At 48.5% G+C, this 13,659-nt stretch carries 13 protein-coding genes and 1 pseudogene; 8 read left to right on the top strand and 6 right to left on the bottom strand.

The window, feature by feature from the left end; all coding sequences use genetic code 11:
* Nucleotides 1-174 precede the first annotated feature (174 nt).
* Genes ACTHUG_RS06020 through ACTHUG_RS06010 form a run of 3 tightly spaced genes read right to left on the bottom strand, consistent with a single transcriptional unit; the run spans nt 175 to nt 1,981 of the window.
* The gene (locus tag ACTHUG_RS06020) at nt 175-1,491 is read right to left on the bottom strand and encodes an MFS transporter (RefSeq protein WP_440385684.1); all 1,317 of its coding nucleotides are present in this window, start codon (nt 1,489-1,491) and stop codon (nt 175-177) included.
* Nucleotides 1,488-1,676: a cbb3-type cytochrome oxidase assembly protein CcoS gene (gene ccoS / locus ACTHUG_RS06015; RefSeq protein ID WP_004520838.1), complete on the bottom strand. Its 189-nt coding sequence runs from the start codon at nt 1,674-1,676 to the stop codon at nt 1,488-1,490. The genes ACTHUG_RS06020 and ccoS overlap by 4 nt, the downstream gene beginning before the upstream one ends.
* Nucleotides 1,676-1,981, bottom strand: a complete 306-nt coding sequence (locus tag ACTHUG_RS06010; RefSeq protein ID WP_070625817.1) for an HLGFF motif protein — start codon at nt 1,979-1,981, stop codon at nt 1,676-1,678. Before ACTHUG_RS06010 ends, ccoS begins: the two co-directional genes overlap by 1 nt.
* A gap of 234 nt (nt 1,982-2,215) precedes the next feature.
* Here ACTHUG_RS06010 and ACTHUG_RS06005 point away from each other — a divergent pair, with 234 nt between their 5' ends.
* Complete coding sequence (locus ACTHUG_RS06005) at nt 2,216-3,412, top strand: acetate kinase (protein WP_440385685.1); 1,197 nt, start codon at nt 2,216-2,218, stop codon at nt 3,410-3,412.
* 155 nt (nt 3,413-3,567) lie between these two features.
* On the opposite strand, the gene ACTHUG_RS06000 is transcribed toward ACTHUG_RS06005, so the two are convergent.
* On the bottom strand, nt 3,568-6,330 hold the full coding sequence (locus tag ACTHUG_RS06000; protein WP_440385686.1) for a TonB-dependent receptor domain-containing protein: 2,763 nt from the start codon (nt 6,328-6,330) through the stop codon (nt 3,568-3,570).
* Between the two features lie 292 nt (nt 6,331-6,622).
* Between ACTHUG_RS06000 and ACTHUG_RS05995 the strand changes: the two are divergent.
* Nucleotides 6,623-6,745, top strand: a pseudogene (locus ACTHUG_RS05995) (IS5/IS1182 family transposase); the annotation flags it as partial.
* A gap of 73 nt (nt 6,746-6,818) precedes the next feature.
* On the opposite strand, the gene ACTHUG_RS05990 reads toward ACTHUG_RS05995, so the two are convergent.
* On the bottom strand, nt 6,819-7,280 hold the full coding sequence (locus ACTHUG_RS05990) for a c-type cytochrome (RefSeq protein WP_315116042.1): 462 nt from the start codon (nt 7,278-7,280) through the stop codon (nt 6,819-6,821).
* Nucleotides 7,281-7,411: 131 nt separating this feature from the next.
* On the opposite strand from ACTHUG_RS05990, the gene ACTHUG_RS05985 reads away from it, so the two are divergent.
* The 6 genes from ACTHUG_RS05985 to ACTHUG_RS05960 all read left to right on the top strand — a co-directional run bounded on the left by ACTHUG_RS05985 (nt 7,412) and on the right by ACTHUG_RS05960 (nt 12,762).
* Nucleotides 7,412-8,236, top strand: coding sequence for an SDR family oxidoreductase (locus ACTHUG_RS05985; RefSeq protein ID WP_440385687.1), 825 nt, complete (start codon nt 7,412-7,414; stop codon nt 8,234-8,236).
* A gap of 113 nt (nt 8,237-8,349) precedes the next feature.
* The gene (locus tag ACTHUG_RS05980; protein WP_049329244.1) at nt 8,350-8,823 is read left to right on the top strand and encodes a Fur family transcriptional regulator; all 474 of its coding nucleotides are present in this window, start codon (nt 8,350-8,352) and stop codon (nt 8,821-8,823) included.
* On the top strand, nt 8,811-9,740 hold the full coding sequence (locus ACTHUG_RS05975) for a CobW family GTP-binding protein (RefSeq protein WP_070838309.1): 930 nt from the start codon (nt 8,811-8,813) through the stop codon (nt 9,738-9,740). Before ACTHUG_RS05980 ends, ACTHUG_RS05975 begins: the two co-directional genes overlap by 13 nt.
* Before the next feature lie 98 nt (nt 9,741-9,838).
* Nucleotides 9,839-10,894, top strand: a complete 1,056-nt coding sequence (locus tag ACTHUG_RS05970; protein ID WP_003746080.1) for an ABC transporter permease subunit — start codon at nt 9,839-9,841, stop codon at nt 10,892-10,894.
* 36 nt (nt 10,895-10,930) lie between these two features.
* Nucleotides 10,931-11,971 carry an ABC transporter permease gene (locus ACTHUG_RS05965; RefSeq protein WP_004520828.1) on the top strand — a complete coding sequence of 347 codons (1,041 nt, stop codon included), beginning with the start codon at nt 10,931-10,933 and terminating at the stop codon, nt 11,969-11,971.
* Between the two features lie 110 nt (nt 11,972-12,081).
* Entirely contained in the window at nt 12,082-12,762 is a 681-nt protein-coding gene (locus tag ACTHUG_RS05960) for a sulfite exporter TauE/SafE family protein (RefSeq protein ID WP_003680951.1), read from the top strand.
* 86 nt (nt 12,763-12,848) lie between these two features.
* Here ACTHUG_RS05960 and ACTHUG_RS05955 read toward each other — a convergent pair whose 3' ends face one another.
* Nucleotides 12,849-13,658 carry a sulfite exporter TauE/SafE family protein gene (locus ACTHUG_RS05955; protein ID WP_004520827.1) on the bottom strand — a complete coding sequence of 270 codons (810 nt, stop codon included), beginning with the start codon at nt 13,656-13,658 and terminating at the stop codon, nt 12,849-12,851.
* Nucleotide 13,659: the final 1 nt, after the last annotated feature.

The raw sequence follows: 13,659 nt of genomic DNA, 5'->3' as shown, positions 1-13,659 counted from the left end.
TTGCACACGCTTGTTTGGGGAAAATGTGCATTTTGTCCGGCGGTAAAGTGATGCTTAAAATTTAGTCAGTCCTGTTTTTTAATGTTAAATCAGACAGTAATCTGATTTATGCACAAGCTGTCCACGCGATTGAACAGTGAAAATGTGCATGGTGGGGATATATTTCAGACGGCCTTATTTGCTGATTTTCAACAAAGCGGTCAAATCCCCGATAAATTTCGGTTCCCGTTTGATGAGGTAAACAATCAACGGAAGATTACCCACGGCAACAATCAAATACAGCAGCGTAATGCTGTCGAACAACATCAGCAAAACCGCGCTCAAAATAGCGGCCGACACCATAAACACGCCGTTGATGATGTTGTTGGCGGCGACGGCGTGGGCGCGGAAGGTTTCGCTGCTGGCGGTTTGCAGCCAAGTGTAGAGTGGTACGGAGAAAAAGCCGCCGAAAAAGCCGATGGCCGACATCACGAGCATAATCGGATACGCTTGGGCTTGCGATAAAAACCAGAGAATGCCGTTTAATTCGGTAAAGCGTTGGCCGTGGGTCAGCCACACCAACAATAATCCACAGACCGTCAGCCCCAGAGTACCGATGGTGACCAAGCCCAAAATCAGTCGCTCATGGCTGAGTTTGGCGCATAATACCGAGCCGATGGCGATGCCGATGGAGAACAGCGCCAACATCAGGTTGAACACATTATCGTTGCCGCCCAAATGGATTTGCGTGAACGTCGGCAGTTGGGTGGTATAAACCGAGCCGACAAACCAAAACCATGAAATACCGATAATGGAAGTGAATACAGGGCGGTCGGCCACCGCTTCTCGAATCAGCGAATTCGTGCCTTTGATGATGTTCCATTCGATTTTTGTGTCCGGCATTTTAGCGGCTACAGACGGCATAAACAGGCTGGTCATCGTGCCGCCGATGGCGACCAATAACACCAAACCGCCAACAATATACGGCGGAACGCCCGCGACTGCCGTGCCCAAAATCTGGCCAAGCAAGATGGCAATAAACGTACCCGATTCAATCAGGCTGTTGCCCATAATCAGTTCTTTGTCGTTGAGGTAATCGGGCAAAATGGCGTATTTCAGCGGGCCGAACAAAGTCGATTGCGTGCCCATGCAAAACAGGCAGATTAAAAGCAAAGGCGCGGATTGGATGTAGAAGCCATATGCCGCCACTGCCATGATGATGATTTCCAACAGCTTGATCCAGCGCGCCAAAACGGCTTTGTCGAATTTGTTGCTCAGCTGTCCTGATAGCGCGGAAAACAGAAAATAGGGCAGGATAAACAGCATCGCGCCCAAGTTCAGCATTTGGCTGGACGGCAGAAAGTCATTTTTGCCCAAACCGTAAAAACTGATCATCACGAATAATGCGGTTTTGAACACATTATCGTTAAACGCGCCCAAAAACTGCGTCCCAAAGAGCGGCGCAAAACGGCGGGTCGTGTGGAAATTCAGATTGTCTTTTTTAAGGCTCATTGTTCGGATTCTTTGTTTTCGTCTTTTTCGATCAGTTTTTCAGTGGAGTCGTCGTCCATCAAAATGCGGTGTGCAGGTCCTTCAAGGTCGTCAAACTGTCCGTTTTTACCCGACCACCAGAAAAACCAGCCGATGATAAAGGCCAAAATAATGCTGATGGGGACAAGGATAAACATACTTTCCATTACATCGCTCCGGTCAAATCGGTCAGGATAAAGGTTTTGCCGCTGACGGTCAGGTATTCGTTGCGCAGCGCACCGATGTTTTTATCGTCAAAAAACAATTCGATACGGTCTTTAACCACGCGCCAGTATTGCGGAATATCGGTTTGCTCGAAAGGCGACAATACCGCCGCTGCGGCTGCGTCTTCACTTTGCAGCTTGATTGCGAAGCGTCCGCTTTGCGGCGGATTTTGCGACTCATCGTCTGCCAACATAATAAAAAATCCGGCATGCTCACCGTCTTGAGTGTGGATACTGAAATAATGCATATTGAAAATTCTTCAAAACCGCCGTCATTTTTCAGACGGCCTAAAATAAAATTCCGTCCATTTTACATCAAATATTAAGTCAAGCAGCCGATTACATTTTTTGTTAGAATACCGCATTTACTTTGTTAATCTGTTCAGACCGCTACCCACTACGTCCCTCAGCGGATGCAACCCAGCCGGAGCAGCAGTAAGATCCCGACAAAAAGGCCGTCTGAAACCTCAAGGAGCATAAAAATGACACAAAAGTTAATCTTGGTTTTGAACTGCGGCAGCTCTTCCCTCAAGGGTGCCGTATTGGACAACGACAGCGGCGAAGTATTGCTGAGCTGCCTGGCAGAAAAACTCAATCTGCCTGATGCCTACATTACCTTCAAATTTAACGGCGAAAAACGCAAAGTCGATCTTTCTGCCAAACCTGACCATACCGGTGCCGTTGAAGCCCTGATGGAAGAACTGAAAGCGCATGACCTCGATAGCCGTATCGGCGCCATCGGCCACCGTGTCGTCAGCGGCGGCGAATTGTACAAAGAATCTATTTTGGTTACAGACGAAGTCATTGCCGGTATTGAAAAATGCATTCCGCTCGCTCCTTTGCACAACCCTGCCCACCTTTTGGGCCTGCGTGCTGCACAAACCATTTTCAAAGGTCTGCCGAACGTTGTCGTATTCGACACCGCCTTCCATCAAACCATGCCTGAACACGCTTACAAATATGCTGTTCCACATGAATTGTATGAAAAATACGGCTTGCGCCGCTACGGCGCGCACGGTACCAGCTACCGCTTCGTTGCCGATGAAACCGCACGTTTCCTCGGCAAAGACAAAAAAGATTTGCGCATGGTTATTGCCCACTTGGGTAACGGCGCATCCATTACCGCCGTTGCCAACGGCCAATCTCAAGACACCAGCATGGGCCTGACTCCGTTGGAAGGCTTGGTAATGGGTACCCGCAGCGGCGATATCGACCCTGCCGTTTTCAGTTTCTTGGCTGAAAACGCCAACATGACCATTTCCCAAATTACCGAAATGCTGAACAAAAAATCCGGCCTGCTCGGTATCTCCGGTTTGTCCAACGACTGCCGTACCATCGAAGAAGAAGCTGCCAAAGGCCATCCGGGCGCCAAACTGGCTCTGGAAATGTTCATCTACCGCTTGGCTAAATACATCGGCAGCATGACAGTAGCGGCAGGCGGTTTGGACGCATTGGTCTTCACCGGCGGTATCGGCGAAAACTCCGACATCATCCGCGAACGCGTATTGGGTTACTTGGGCTTCCTCGGTCTGCACATTGACCAAGAAGCCAACCTGAAAGCCCGCTTCGGTAATGCCGGTGTGATTACCACTGCTGACAGCAAAGCTGTTGCCGTTGTGATTCCTACCAACGAAGAATTGATGATTGCACACGATACTGCCCGTCTGAGCGGCCTGTAATCCATCATCATTGAAAACCTGTCCGCAAGGGCAGGTTTTTTATTGTGTATAGATGAAGAAAATTTTGAGGATATATCGAAAAAAGCCGGCAAACATTGTGTTTGTCGGCTTTTGAGTCAGTGTTGTATCAAGAATGCTGATAGATAGAGATAGGTTTAGAACTTATAACTGATGGTAAACAGCAAAGTCCTGCCTCGTGCGTAGTTGTTCAAGACGGAGCGTGTCGTGCCGCCATATTTGCCGTTGCATAAACCGTTGGCATCACATTCGACCTCTTCATCATCCAAACCGCCTTTTCTTTCAAATACGCTGAAATAGCGCTGGGTTGCAGCATCGTTTGCAGCATCCAAAGGATCGATATAGCGTTTATTGAACGCATTTTGAATGTCGAAACGAAGGATAAGGTTTTTCTTCGGTTCGTAATTGGCATAGAAATCAAAAATCAGCGGCTGTCTGTTGATGCTTTCTGTTTTTTTGATCACCCTTCTGCCCATTTGGTGTGAAGAGTAGGTATTGGCGCCGGTTGTCCCGTCAACAAATTCTTCCTCAGTCGTTGCCCGTGTACTTTTGCCGTAATAGCGCATAATGCCGCCGATGGTCAATTTGTTGCCCAACCAGCGTGATCCCAATTCAAACCGACCGTAATCTCGGGGCAGGCGGGAAATTTTGCTTAAGCCGTAGCCTTGTTTGATTTGGTCTTCTTTAGAAGAGTTACGGGGCGATTCGCTGGCATCGCTATAGTTGGTCGGCTGGTTGGTTTTTTGATAGGCGTAAGACAGGGTTGTAAAAAAGCGGCCGAAATCATAGTTCATTTCCACCTCCAAACCATTTTTATGGACAGGTTTGGCGTAGTTTCGATGCTGGATAGAGTATTGCAGGCCGGTGCTGGTTACCCAGCTGGGTGCTTTATCCAAATCCCACCATTTGCCATAAACATTGTGAATATAGTTGTTGATCCTGCTGCGATAGGCGACCAGTTTAAAACCCAATACATCGTCCGGCTTGAAAATCCCTTTTTTGAAGGTATTGAAACCTATTTGGTAAGTATTGGCCTGTTCCGGCTTGAGGGCGGTATTGACGCCCGAGTCGCCGATTTGTGAAAAATACATTTCTTGAATATTCGGCATTCTATGCGTGCGCGAATAGCTGATAAACGGCATAAAGTAGTCGTTGACATTGATGTTTAATGCCACCGAATGGTTTACCGCATGCTTTTTACCGGATTTGGTATAAACGGGTTCGTAAAGGTCGCAGCTTGGCGTGCAATGCTGTTTATAAATTTCAGAGTCTTCTCCAAATGCTTTTTTAAAGTCTTCTTGGGTATTGAAGTAGTCGGTATATTCGCCCTTGTAGCGGTAGTTGACCATATTGGCGCTGTAATTCAATTGATAAATGCCTTTTTTCAAGGAAGTATCAAAATAGAATGTATTGAATTTTTGCTGGCCTGAAGGTTGCAATATGGTTGATTTTTGAGGAAATATTCCTTTGTCTCCTTTGAAGCGGCCTAAAAAGCTGTACAGGCCGGCATCTTGATCCGGGCCGTCGTAAAACAGGCTCAGCTCTTCCGGAAAGCGGTTTTTACTGTATTGGTTTTTAAAGAAATTGAAACCGACAGTAGCTTTTAAATCTGTTTTTTGGGGAAGTTTGAAAGAAAAACTGTTGTTGATATCCAAAAGATTGGCTGTATTTTTGGTTTCCAAATAATCAAGCAGTCCCCATCCTGAAAAACGTGAGTTTTTCGGATATTTTTGTTTTCCCAAATTATGGGCGGCCAACACGTTTAAATCGACATAATCGCCAATGTTTAAGTTGTAATTGGCTTGGTAGTTGCGGTTTTCTACTTTGCGGCTGCCGATACGGTTGTTCATGGTACGAAGCTGAAGGTCCAGCTTGTTGTTGTCGTTTTCGTATTCCACTTTGACCAAATGGCTGTTTGAGCGTTGTTGCAGGCTGGTCGGGTCGATTGGAGTCAGATCCCATTGCGGTGCCAAATTCTCTTTCCAGCCTCTTTCCAAGTCATCGACATAATCTCTTTGTAAAACTTCAGGATCGTTATATTTTTTGGAGAAAGGGTAGTCCCAATAGCTTTTACCGACCGCATTGCGCTTGGAAAAGTCGCGAACCCAACGATTTTGCCCTTGGTCGAATTTCAATAAGTTGCTCTCAAAATATTCTTGTTTTTTACGGTCCAAATATTCTTCACCAAAATTGCCGATACGCTGACCGCCGCCGCCTACTTTATAGTTTTGCTCGACATTACGGTGGCTGTAACCATATAACGCCCCCAGGCGTGCACCGCTGTCAAACCATTTTTGTACCGCCCCGGTTGCCATAAAATTGCTTTTGGTACTGTTTGTGCCGGTCAATCCTTTGGTCAAGAGGCCGAAGGTATGGTTTCCGTGTACCACATCGTCCACCCGTAAAGTACGGAAATTGGCTGTACCGGATAAGGTATTAATGCCGTTGGCACCCGAGAAACTGCCTTTGGTTACATCCACACCGGCAATAAAATTGGGATCCAGTGCCGTACCGAATTGCGAGGAGCTGCCGCTGCGTCCGGCATCGGCAGAAGTGGAATAGAAGGTTTGGGTTACGCCGTCAACCATCGTATTGACACGTCCCAAACCGCTATCGCCACGGATATTGACCGCCAATACCCCCGATCCCTTGTCTTGTTGGGTGAAGACACCGGGCATGCTCCGCACGATGGTATCGATGTTTTCGCTGGATTGATAAATGCGTTCGCGCGAACTTTTGGCTTGGCCTTCGGTAAAAACTTTTTTCTCTTTGGCAATGTGTTTGCCTTTGACTTGAATTTCATCAAGCTCTTGAGTTGAAACTTCTTCTTCTGCGTGTGCGATACTTGTTATAGCCAGTAAAGATAATGTCAGTAGATTTAATTTGAAATTCGGATTCATGATAGTTACCTCAGAAACGAAGTCGCTACTGTATAACATATTATTAAACTTTACAAATATTTTGATAATGGTTTTTATTTTTTAAAAAATAAAGCAGATTCTTGTTTTAGGAAATAATCCACCGACATATTATTAATCTGGCTGAAAAGATAAAGCAGGTCTGAATTTGAATTTGATTGGTAGAGAAGAAGGGAGATTTAATTGAATTTAAACAGCCGGAAGAAGAAAATTTGATTGCGCTATGTGAATTGAGCCGTCGGTTTCAAATGAAACCGACAAAACATGAAATGCAAAATATAGTGGATTAAATTTAAATCAGGACAAGGCGACGAAGCTGCAGACAGTACAGATAGTACGGCAAGGCGAGGCAACGCCGTACTGGTTTAAATTTAATCCACTATATAAAGTCGATAGGGAAAGGTTTGAAGTCAGTTGAAGAAAAGGCCGTCTGAAAATGATATTTCAGACGGCCTTTATTGTTTTAAGCCTTATTCCGGACCGCGGAATGTATCGTGGCAAGATTTGCAGCTTGCACCGGTTTCGCCGTAAGCGGCTTTGATTTCTTCAAGCTTGCCAGTTTGGGCGACAGCATTGAGTTTCTCAACTGCGGCGGCAAATTTTTCTTCTTCGGCTTTGAAGGTTGCCGTGTCTGTCCAGATGGCAGGCAGGGCGCGGCCGTTGCCTTGAGGATCAGATTCAAACAGGGTGAACGGTTTTTTGCTGTTTTCAGCGAAGGTTGCGGCGGCTTGTTTGAATTTTTCTACGTCGTAAGGCTCTTCGTCTTTGACCATTTTGCCCATGCGGGTAAACTCGGGCATCATGGATTTGAACGCGGCTGTACGGTCTTCGGAAATCGGGCCTTTAGGCTGGGACGGCGCGCCGCTGCCGCCGCAGGCGGTCAGGGTAAGCGCCACTGCCGCCAAAGCGACAGGGAGAAAACGGGTTTTCATATGGAGTGTGTCCTATTGTAATGATATGATTATCGTTAAATTTAGAATCGGTCGGCCGAATTTCAGGCCGTCTGATAAGGCGTTATCATACCTTAAACTCAAGTCTGAAACGAGTACAGAAAGGAAACGATATGGCAATTTTGATTACCGGGGCATCGGCGGGATTCGGCGCGGCAATGTGCCGCACCTTTGTTGCGGCAGGCTATCATGTCATCGGCGCGGCACGGCGCGAAGACAAATTGCAACAGTTGGCTGAGGAATTGGGCGAGCAGTTTTACCCTTTGGAAATGGATGTTTCGCGCACGGAGTCGATTCAAAACGCTTTAAACAGCCTGCCCGAGCATTTAGCTGAAATCGATTGCCTGATCAACAACGCCGGTTTGGCTTTAGGTTTGGATTCTGCCGATAAAGCCGATTTTGGCGATTGGGAAACCATGATTCAAACCAATATCATCGGCCTGACTTTTCTGACCCGCCAGATTTTGCCGCAAATGGTTGCGCGCAAACAAGGCTACATCATCAATCTGGGTTCGATTGCCGGCAGTTATGCTTATCCCGGCAGTAATGTCTATGGCGCGACCAAGGCTTTTGTGCGCCAATTCAGCATGAATCTGCGCGCCGAATTGGCAGACAAAAACATCCGCATTACCAATATCGAACCGGGCTTGTGCGGCGATACCGAGTTTTCCAACGTCCGTTTCAAAGGCGACGACCAGCGTGCGGCCGAGGTTTATGAGAATGTCGAGTTTATCCAGCCGCAAGATATTGCCGATACCGCTTTATGGCTCTATCAGCGTCCGGCGCGGATGAACGTCAATTCCATCGAAATCATGCCGGTTGCCCAGACCTTTGCAGGCATGAAAGTTTACCGTGACGCGCCTGCTCCGGCGAAGGAAGAAACGTTTGAAAAACAAAGCATGTCTTTGTTTGGAAAAATTAAATCTTGGTTTAAGTAATCGGCATCAGGCCGTCTGAACGTTTCAGACGGCCTCTTTGTTATCTGAAATTGAACAAACACGTTATAATGTAATTTTTTATTAACAAGGCCGTCTGAAAGGCTGTTTCAGTTATGAACGCAATCAAACAAAAAATCTTAGAACAAGCGCAGCGCGATGGTGTGCAGGTAACCGCTTTGCGCGAGCAAGTGCTTGATATTGTTTTGAAACAAAGCGGCGTGATTAAAGCCTACAACGTTCTGTCGCAGATGCAGCAGCAAAGCGAGGGCGTGGTTGCGCCGCCGACGGCCTACCGCGCCCTTGATTTTTGGGCGGAGCAGGGCGTTTTGCACAAAGTGGCGGCGGTCAACGGCTATATTTTGTGCAGCCACGCGCAGCACGAGTGCAACGATCATTGCCACGACCACGAAGAAGCCGAAGCGCACCACAGCGCGTTTATTTTGGTCTGCACCGAATGCGGTACGGCGGATGAGCAGACTTTGAGCCAAGAATGGGCGGCATTGCGTGCAGGCGTGGCCGAAACCGGTTTCTCATTAAAAGAAGAACATGTTGTTTTAACAGGAATTTGTAAAAAATGTCAGAAGTAAAAAAGACTAAAGTCCACCTGATTTCAGGCTTCCTCGGAACAGGCAAAACCACCGCCCTTAAAAGTCTAATGGCACAAAAAGACCCGAATGAAAAATGGGTCATCATTGTCAACGAATTTGGCGAAATCGGCATTGACGGCGCCGTCTTGAGCGACAACGGCATTCCCGTAGCTGAAATCGCCGGCGGCTGTTTGTGCTGTACTGCCGGCGCGCAAATGGGTACGACCGTACAAAAAATGCTGCGCGATGCCCAACCCGACCGCTTGATGATTGAAGCCAGCGGACTGGCGCACGCTGCCAGCGTTATCGACGAACTGAAAGCCAAACCGCTCGACAGTATGTTGGAAATCGGCGCCGTCTTTACCGTTGTCGATCCGCGCCAATTCATTAATCCCGATTACGCGCAACAAGCCTTGTATAAAGACCAAATCGGCATTTGCGACGTATTGGTTGCCAGCAAAACCGACTTGTGCACGCCGGAGCAGCTGGCTGAGTTTCACGATAAAGCGGCCAAGCTGTTCCCGCCCAAAGCCAAAGTCGTTGAAGTACAAAATGCTCAACTCGACATCCAATGGCTTGATATTCCCGTGGTCGAAAAATCGCGCTACCGCCTTAAAGCCCTGCCGGACAACACCATGGGCTTCCAGTCGCAAGGTTTCACTTTCCCTGCCGGACGCGATTTCGACGGTGAAAAATTGACCGATTTCTTCAACGACCTGCCTAAATTTACAGACGGCCTCGTGCGTGCCAAAGGCGTGTTCCAAGTGCTCGGTACTTGGGTATGGCTCAACTGGGTGGACGGTCAATGGGGCGCAAATCAGGTTTCATGGCGCCGCGATTCCCGCTTTGAGCTGATTGCTAAATCCTTTGATGCGGATTTGATTGAGAAAAAATTGCTGGAGGCTTTGGAGAAGTAAATCATCGTCCAAACGCTTATTAATCCGTTACTATATGCCGTCTGAAGTCAGCGATTTCAGACGGCCTTCAAATCAAAAAAATAGAGGAACACTTAACCATGTGGCGTTATATCTTTCATCGTTTGCTCCTTTTGATTCCCACGCTGTTGGGGATTTTGGCGATTACTTTCGCCGTGATTCAGTTTGTTCCCGGCGGCCCGGTGGAGCAGATGGTTCAGCAGCTGACGCAGGGCGCAGTTGGCGGCGAGACGGCGGGACACAGTATGCCCGGAACTTTGGCCAAAAACGGCAACCGCATCAGTGCGGAAGATTTGGCCGCGCTGAATGCTTTATACGGTTTCGACAAGCCGCCTTTGACGCGTTTTGCCGATATGGTATGGAAATTCGCCCGTTTCGATTTGGGTGAGAGCTTTTTCCATCACCAAACTGTGTTTGAATTGGTGAAAGAAAAAATGCCGGTATCGATGAGTTTGGGTTTGTGGACGTTTTTCCTGACTTATTTGATATGTATTCCGTTGGGTATTGCCAAGGCGGTCAGGGATGGCAGCCGATTCGATACGATTACGGGCATGATCATTTTGGTCGGCTATACCGTACCGCCGTTTGTCTTGGGTTTGGTGTTGCTGGTGTTGTTTGGCGGCGGCAGCTTTTTTGCCTGGTTTCCTCAGGGTGGTTTGGTCGGCGATGATTTCGATACGCTCTCTTGGGCCGGTAAAGTCAAAGATTATTTGTGGCATATGGCCTTGCCGATTACCGCTTCGGTGGCAGGTAACTTGGCGGTAATGACCGTATTGACGAAAAACGTGTTCCTTGAAGAAATCCGCCGTCAATATGTTTATACCGCACGAGCTAAGGGCTTGCCTGAGAAACAGATTTTGTGGAAACATATTTTCCGCAACGCCATGATTCCTTTGATTACCGGTTTCCCGGCCGCATTTATCGGCGCGTTCTTTACCGGCAGCCTGTTGATTGAAACGCTGTTCTCGCTGGATGGTTTGGGTTTGCTGTCTTACGAGGCAGTGATGAAACGTGATTATCCTGTCGTAATGGGTACGCTGTATGTATTCACGCTGATGGGGTTGTTGGCTAAACTGGTGTCGGATATTTCTTATTCATGGGTCGATCCGCGTATTCACTTTGGCGGACAGAAATAAGGCCGTCTGAAAATATCTTCAATCCATTATTAAAGAATGTTTCGAACCATGAAAAAGAAAAAATCTACTTCAAACCCTACTTGGCAAGCCTTTAAGCAGCATAAGCGCGGTTGGTTGGCTTTGCGGATTTTGGCCGTTTTGTTTGTCGTCACTTTGCTTGCTCCTTTGTGGAGCAACGATAAACCTTTGTGGATACGCTATCAGGGCGAGTATTTCTTCCCCTTGGTAAACGAATACAACGAAACCACATTTGGCGGCGATTTCGATACGCCGGCGGATTATTTGGATCCGCTTATCCGTCACAACATCACTTCAGACGGCAATTTTGCCCTTTACCTGCCCAATCCTTACGATGCCGATACCTTAAACGATTTTGATACGGCACCCGATCCGGCCAAACCGTCCGAACGGCATATCTTGGGAACGGATGACCGCGGCCGCGACCTGTTGGCACGCTTGGTTTACGGTTTCCGCGATTCGCTGTTGTTTGCCTTGGTGTTGACTGTGGTGACTACCGTGATTGGCGTGGTTGCAGGCGCGGTACAGGGTTATTTTGGCGGTAAAACCGACCTTCTGATGCAGCGTTTTATCGAGGTTTGGGGCGGTATGCCGGAGTTGTACCTCTTGATTATCCTGTCTTCGTTCTTTAATCCGGGACTGTTGATTTTGTTGGTGTTGCTGTCGCTTTTCGGCTGGATGGGCTTGTCCGACTATGTCCGCGCCGAGTTTTTGAAAAACCGTCAGACCGATTACGTTTTAGCAGCGCGCGCGATGGGCGTAGGCAACCGTGAAATCATGTGGCGCCATATCCTGCCCAACAGCTTGACGCCGGTATTGGCCTTCCTGCCTTTCCGTATTTCCGGTGCCGTACTTGCCCTGACCAGTTTGGACTTCTTGGGCTTGGGCGTACCTGCCTCACAGGCAAGTTTGGGCGAGTTGCTGGCGCAAGGTAAAGACAACTTGGACGCGTGGTGGATTGGCCTGTCTGCCGTTGCTACGCTGACGGTAATGCTGCTTTTGCTGGTTATGATCGGCGAAGGTTTGCGTCAGGCATTTGATGTACGCGCACGCAGTTAATTGCTTTTCTAAAACGTGAAGAGGGTGGGCGGAAAAGCCTGTCCTTCATTCTCAAGGCCGTCTGAAAAGTTTCAGACGGCCTCATCCATTCGTTTGAATCATTAAAAATCATGAATCAAGAAATCACATTTCTTACTCTTTTTTTGCTCGGCTTTTTTGGTGGAACGCATTGTGTCGGCATGTGCGGTGGATTGAGCAGCGCATTCGCTTTGCAGCTGCCGCCACATTTAAACCGAATCGGGCTGATTGTATTGTTGAACTTGGGGCGCATCAGCAGCTATGTCGTCATCGGCCTTCTGGTCGGCTTGGTCGGGCAGGTCGGCATTTCCTTGGACGATACGCGCGCGGTTCAAAACGGTTTGTATATTGCCGCCAATGTTTTGCTGCTTTTGCTCGGTCTGTATCTTGCCGGTATTTCGACTGCCGCAACCAAAATCGAAGGCATCGGTAAACCGATATGGAAACGCCTGAATCCTTTGCTGAACAAATTGCTGCCGATTAAATCAGTGCCTGCCTGTTTCGGCGTCGGCGTGCTTTGGGGCTGGCTGCCTTGCGGTTTGGTGTACAGCGCGTCTTTGTATGCTTTGGGCAGCGGCAATGCCTTGCACGGCGGGCTGTATATGCTGGCGTTTGCATTGGGGACCTTGCCGAACCTGCTCGCGATGGGCATATTTGCAGCGCAGTTGAAAACCTTTCTGCAAAAACGCATGGTTCGTTTGTGCGCCGGATTGTTGGTGGCAGGATGGGCGATATGGCGCTTGGCTGTATTTGCGATGGGGCAAATCGGGTAAGGTAAAAAGGTTTTATTTAGTTTGTTGTTTTGCAATTAAAAAGGCCGTCTGAAAGAATTTCAGACGGCCTTTTTCACAAGAAAGATTTAATGTATCAAATTCCAAGCCATCTTGGCGGCAATCAGCAGCAACATGATGCCGAAGGCGATTTTGAGTTTTCGGGCGGGCAGCTTGTGCGCCGTTTTTACGCCGAGTGGAGCGAAGAGGATGGTGGCAACGCTCAATATGGCTACAGCCGGAAGATAGATAAAGCCTGCCGCGCCTTCAGGCAGGTGGGCAACATGTAAACCGTTGGCAAAATAGCCGATGGTGCCGGCAATCGCAATCGGCCATGCCAGACCTGAAGATGTGCCGATGGCGCGGTGTGCCGGAAAGTTGCAATATAGTAGAAATGGAACGGATAGCGAACCGCCGCCGATACCGACCCAACTTGAAGCCGCCCCAAAAAGCGTACCCACGGCTGTCAGGCCGTGGAGGGCAGGCAGGGTGCGTGAAGGTTTGGGTTTGGAATCGCGTAGGGTTTTGACTGCGATAAAGGCAAGAAATGCAATAAAGAAAACTTGCAAAGCCAGCGTCGGCATATATTTTGCCGTTACCGCGCCGAGGAGTACGCCAAGTATCATGCCCGGCGTCATTCGGCGGACGGTCGCCCAATCAATGGCGTGCTTTTTATGTTGGGCGTACATACTGGAGAAGGTAGTAAACACCATGACGGCAAAGGAAGTGCCGATGGCAAGATGCTGGGCATAGGGGTGGCTGCCTATGCCTTGCAGCTGCAACGCCCATAAGACAACGGGAACAATCAACGTGCCACCGCCTACGCCGAATAGTCCGGCAATAAAGCCCGCTGCGCTGCCGACGGCGAGCAGGGCAAGGATGATGTCCCAAGACCACATT

Origin of the sequence: Neisseria sp. P0022.S009 (genome assembly GCF_051956675.1) — a bacterium.
Taxonomy (GTDB): Bacteria; Pseudomonadota; Gammaproteobacteria; order Burkholderiales; family Neisseriaceae; genus Neisseria.
Note: the sequence above shows the minus strand (reverse complement) of the source record. Positions and strands in the feature narration are given on the sequence as shown.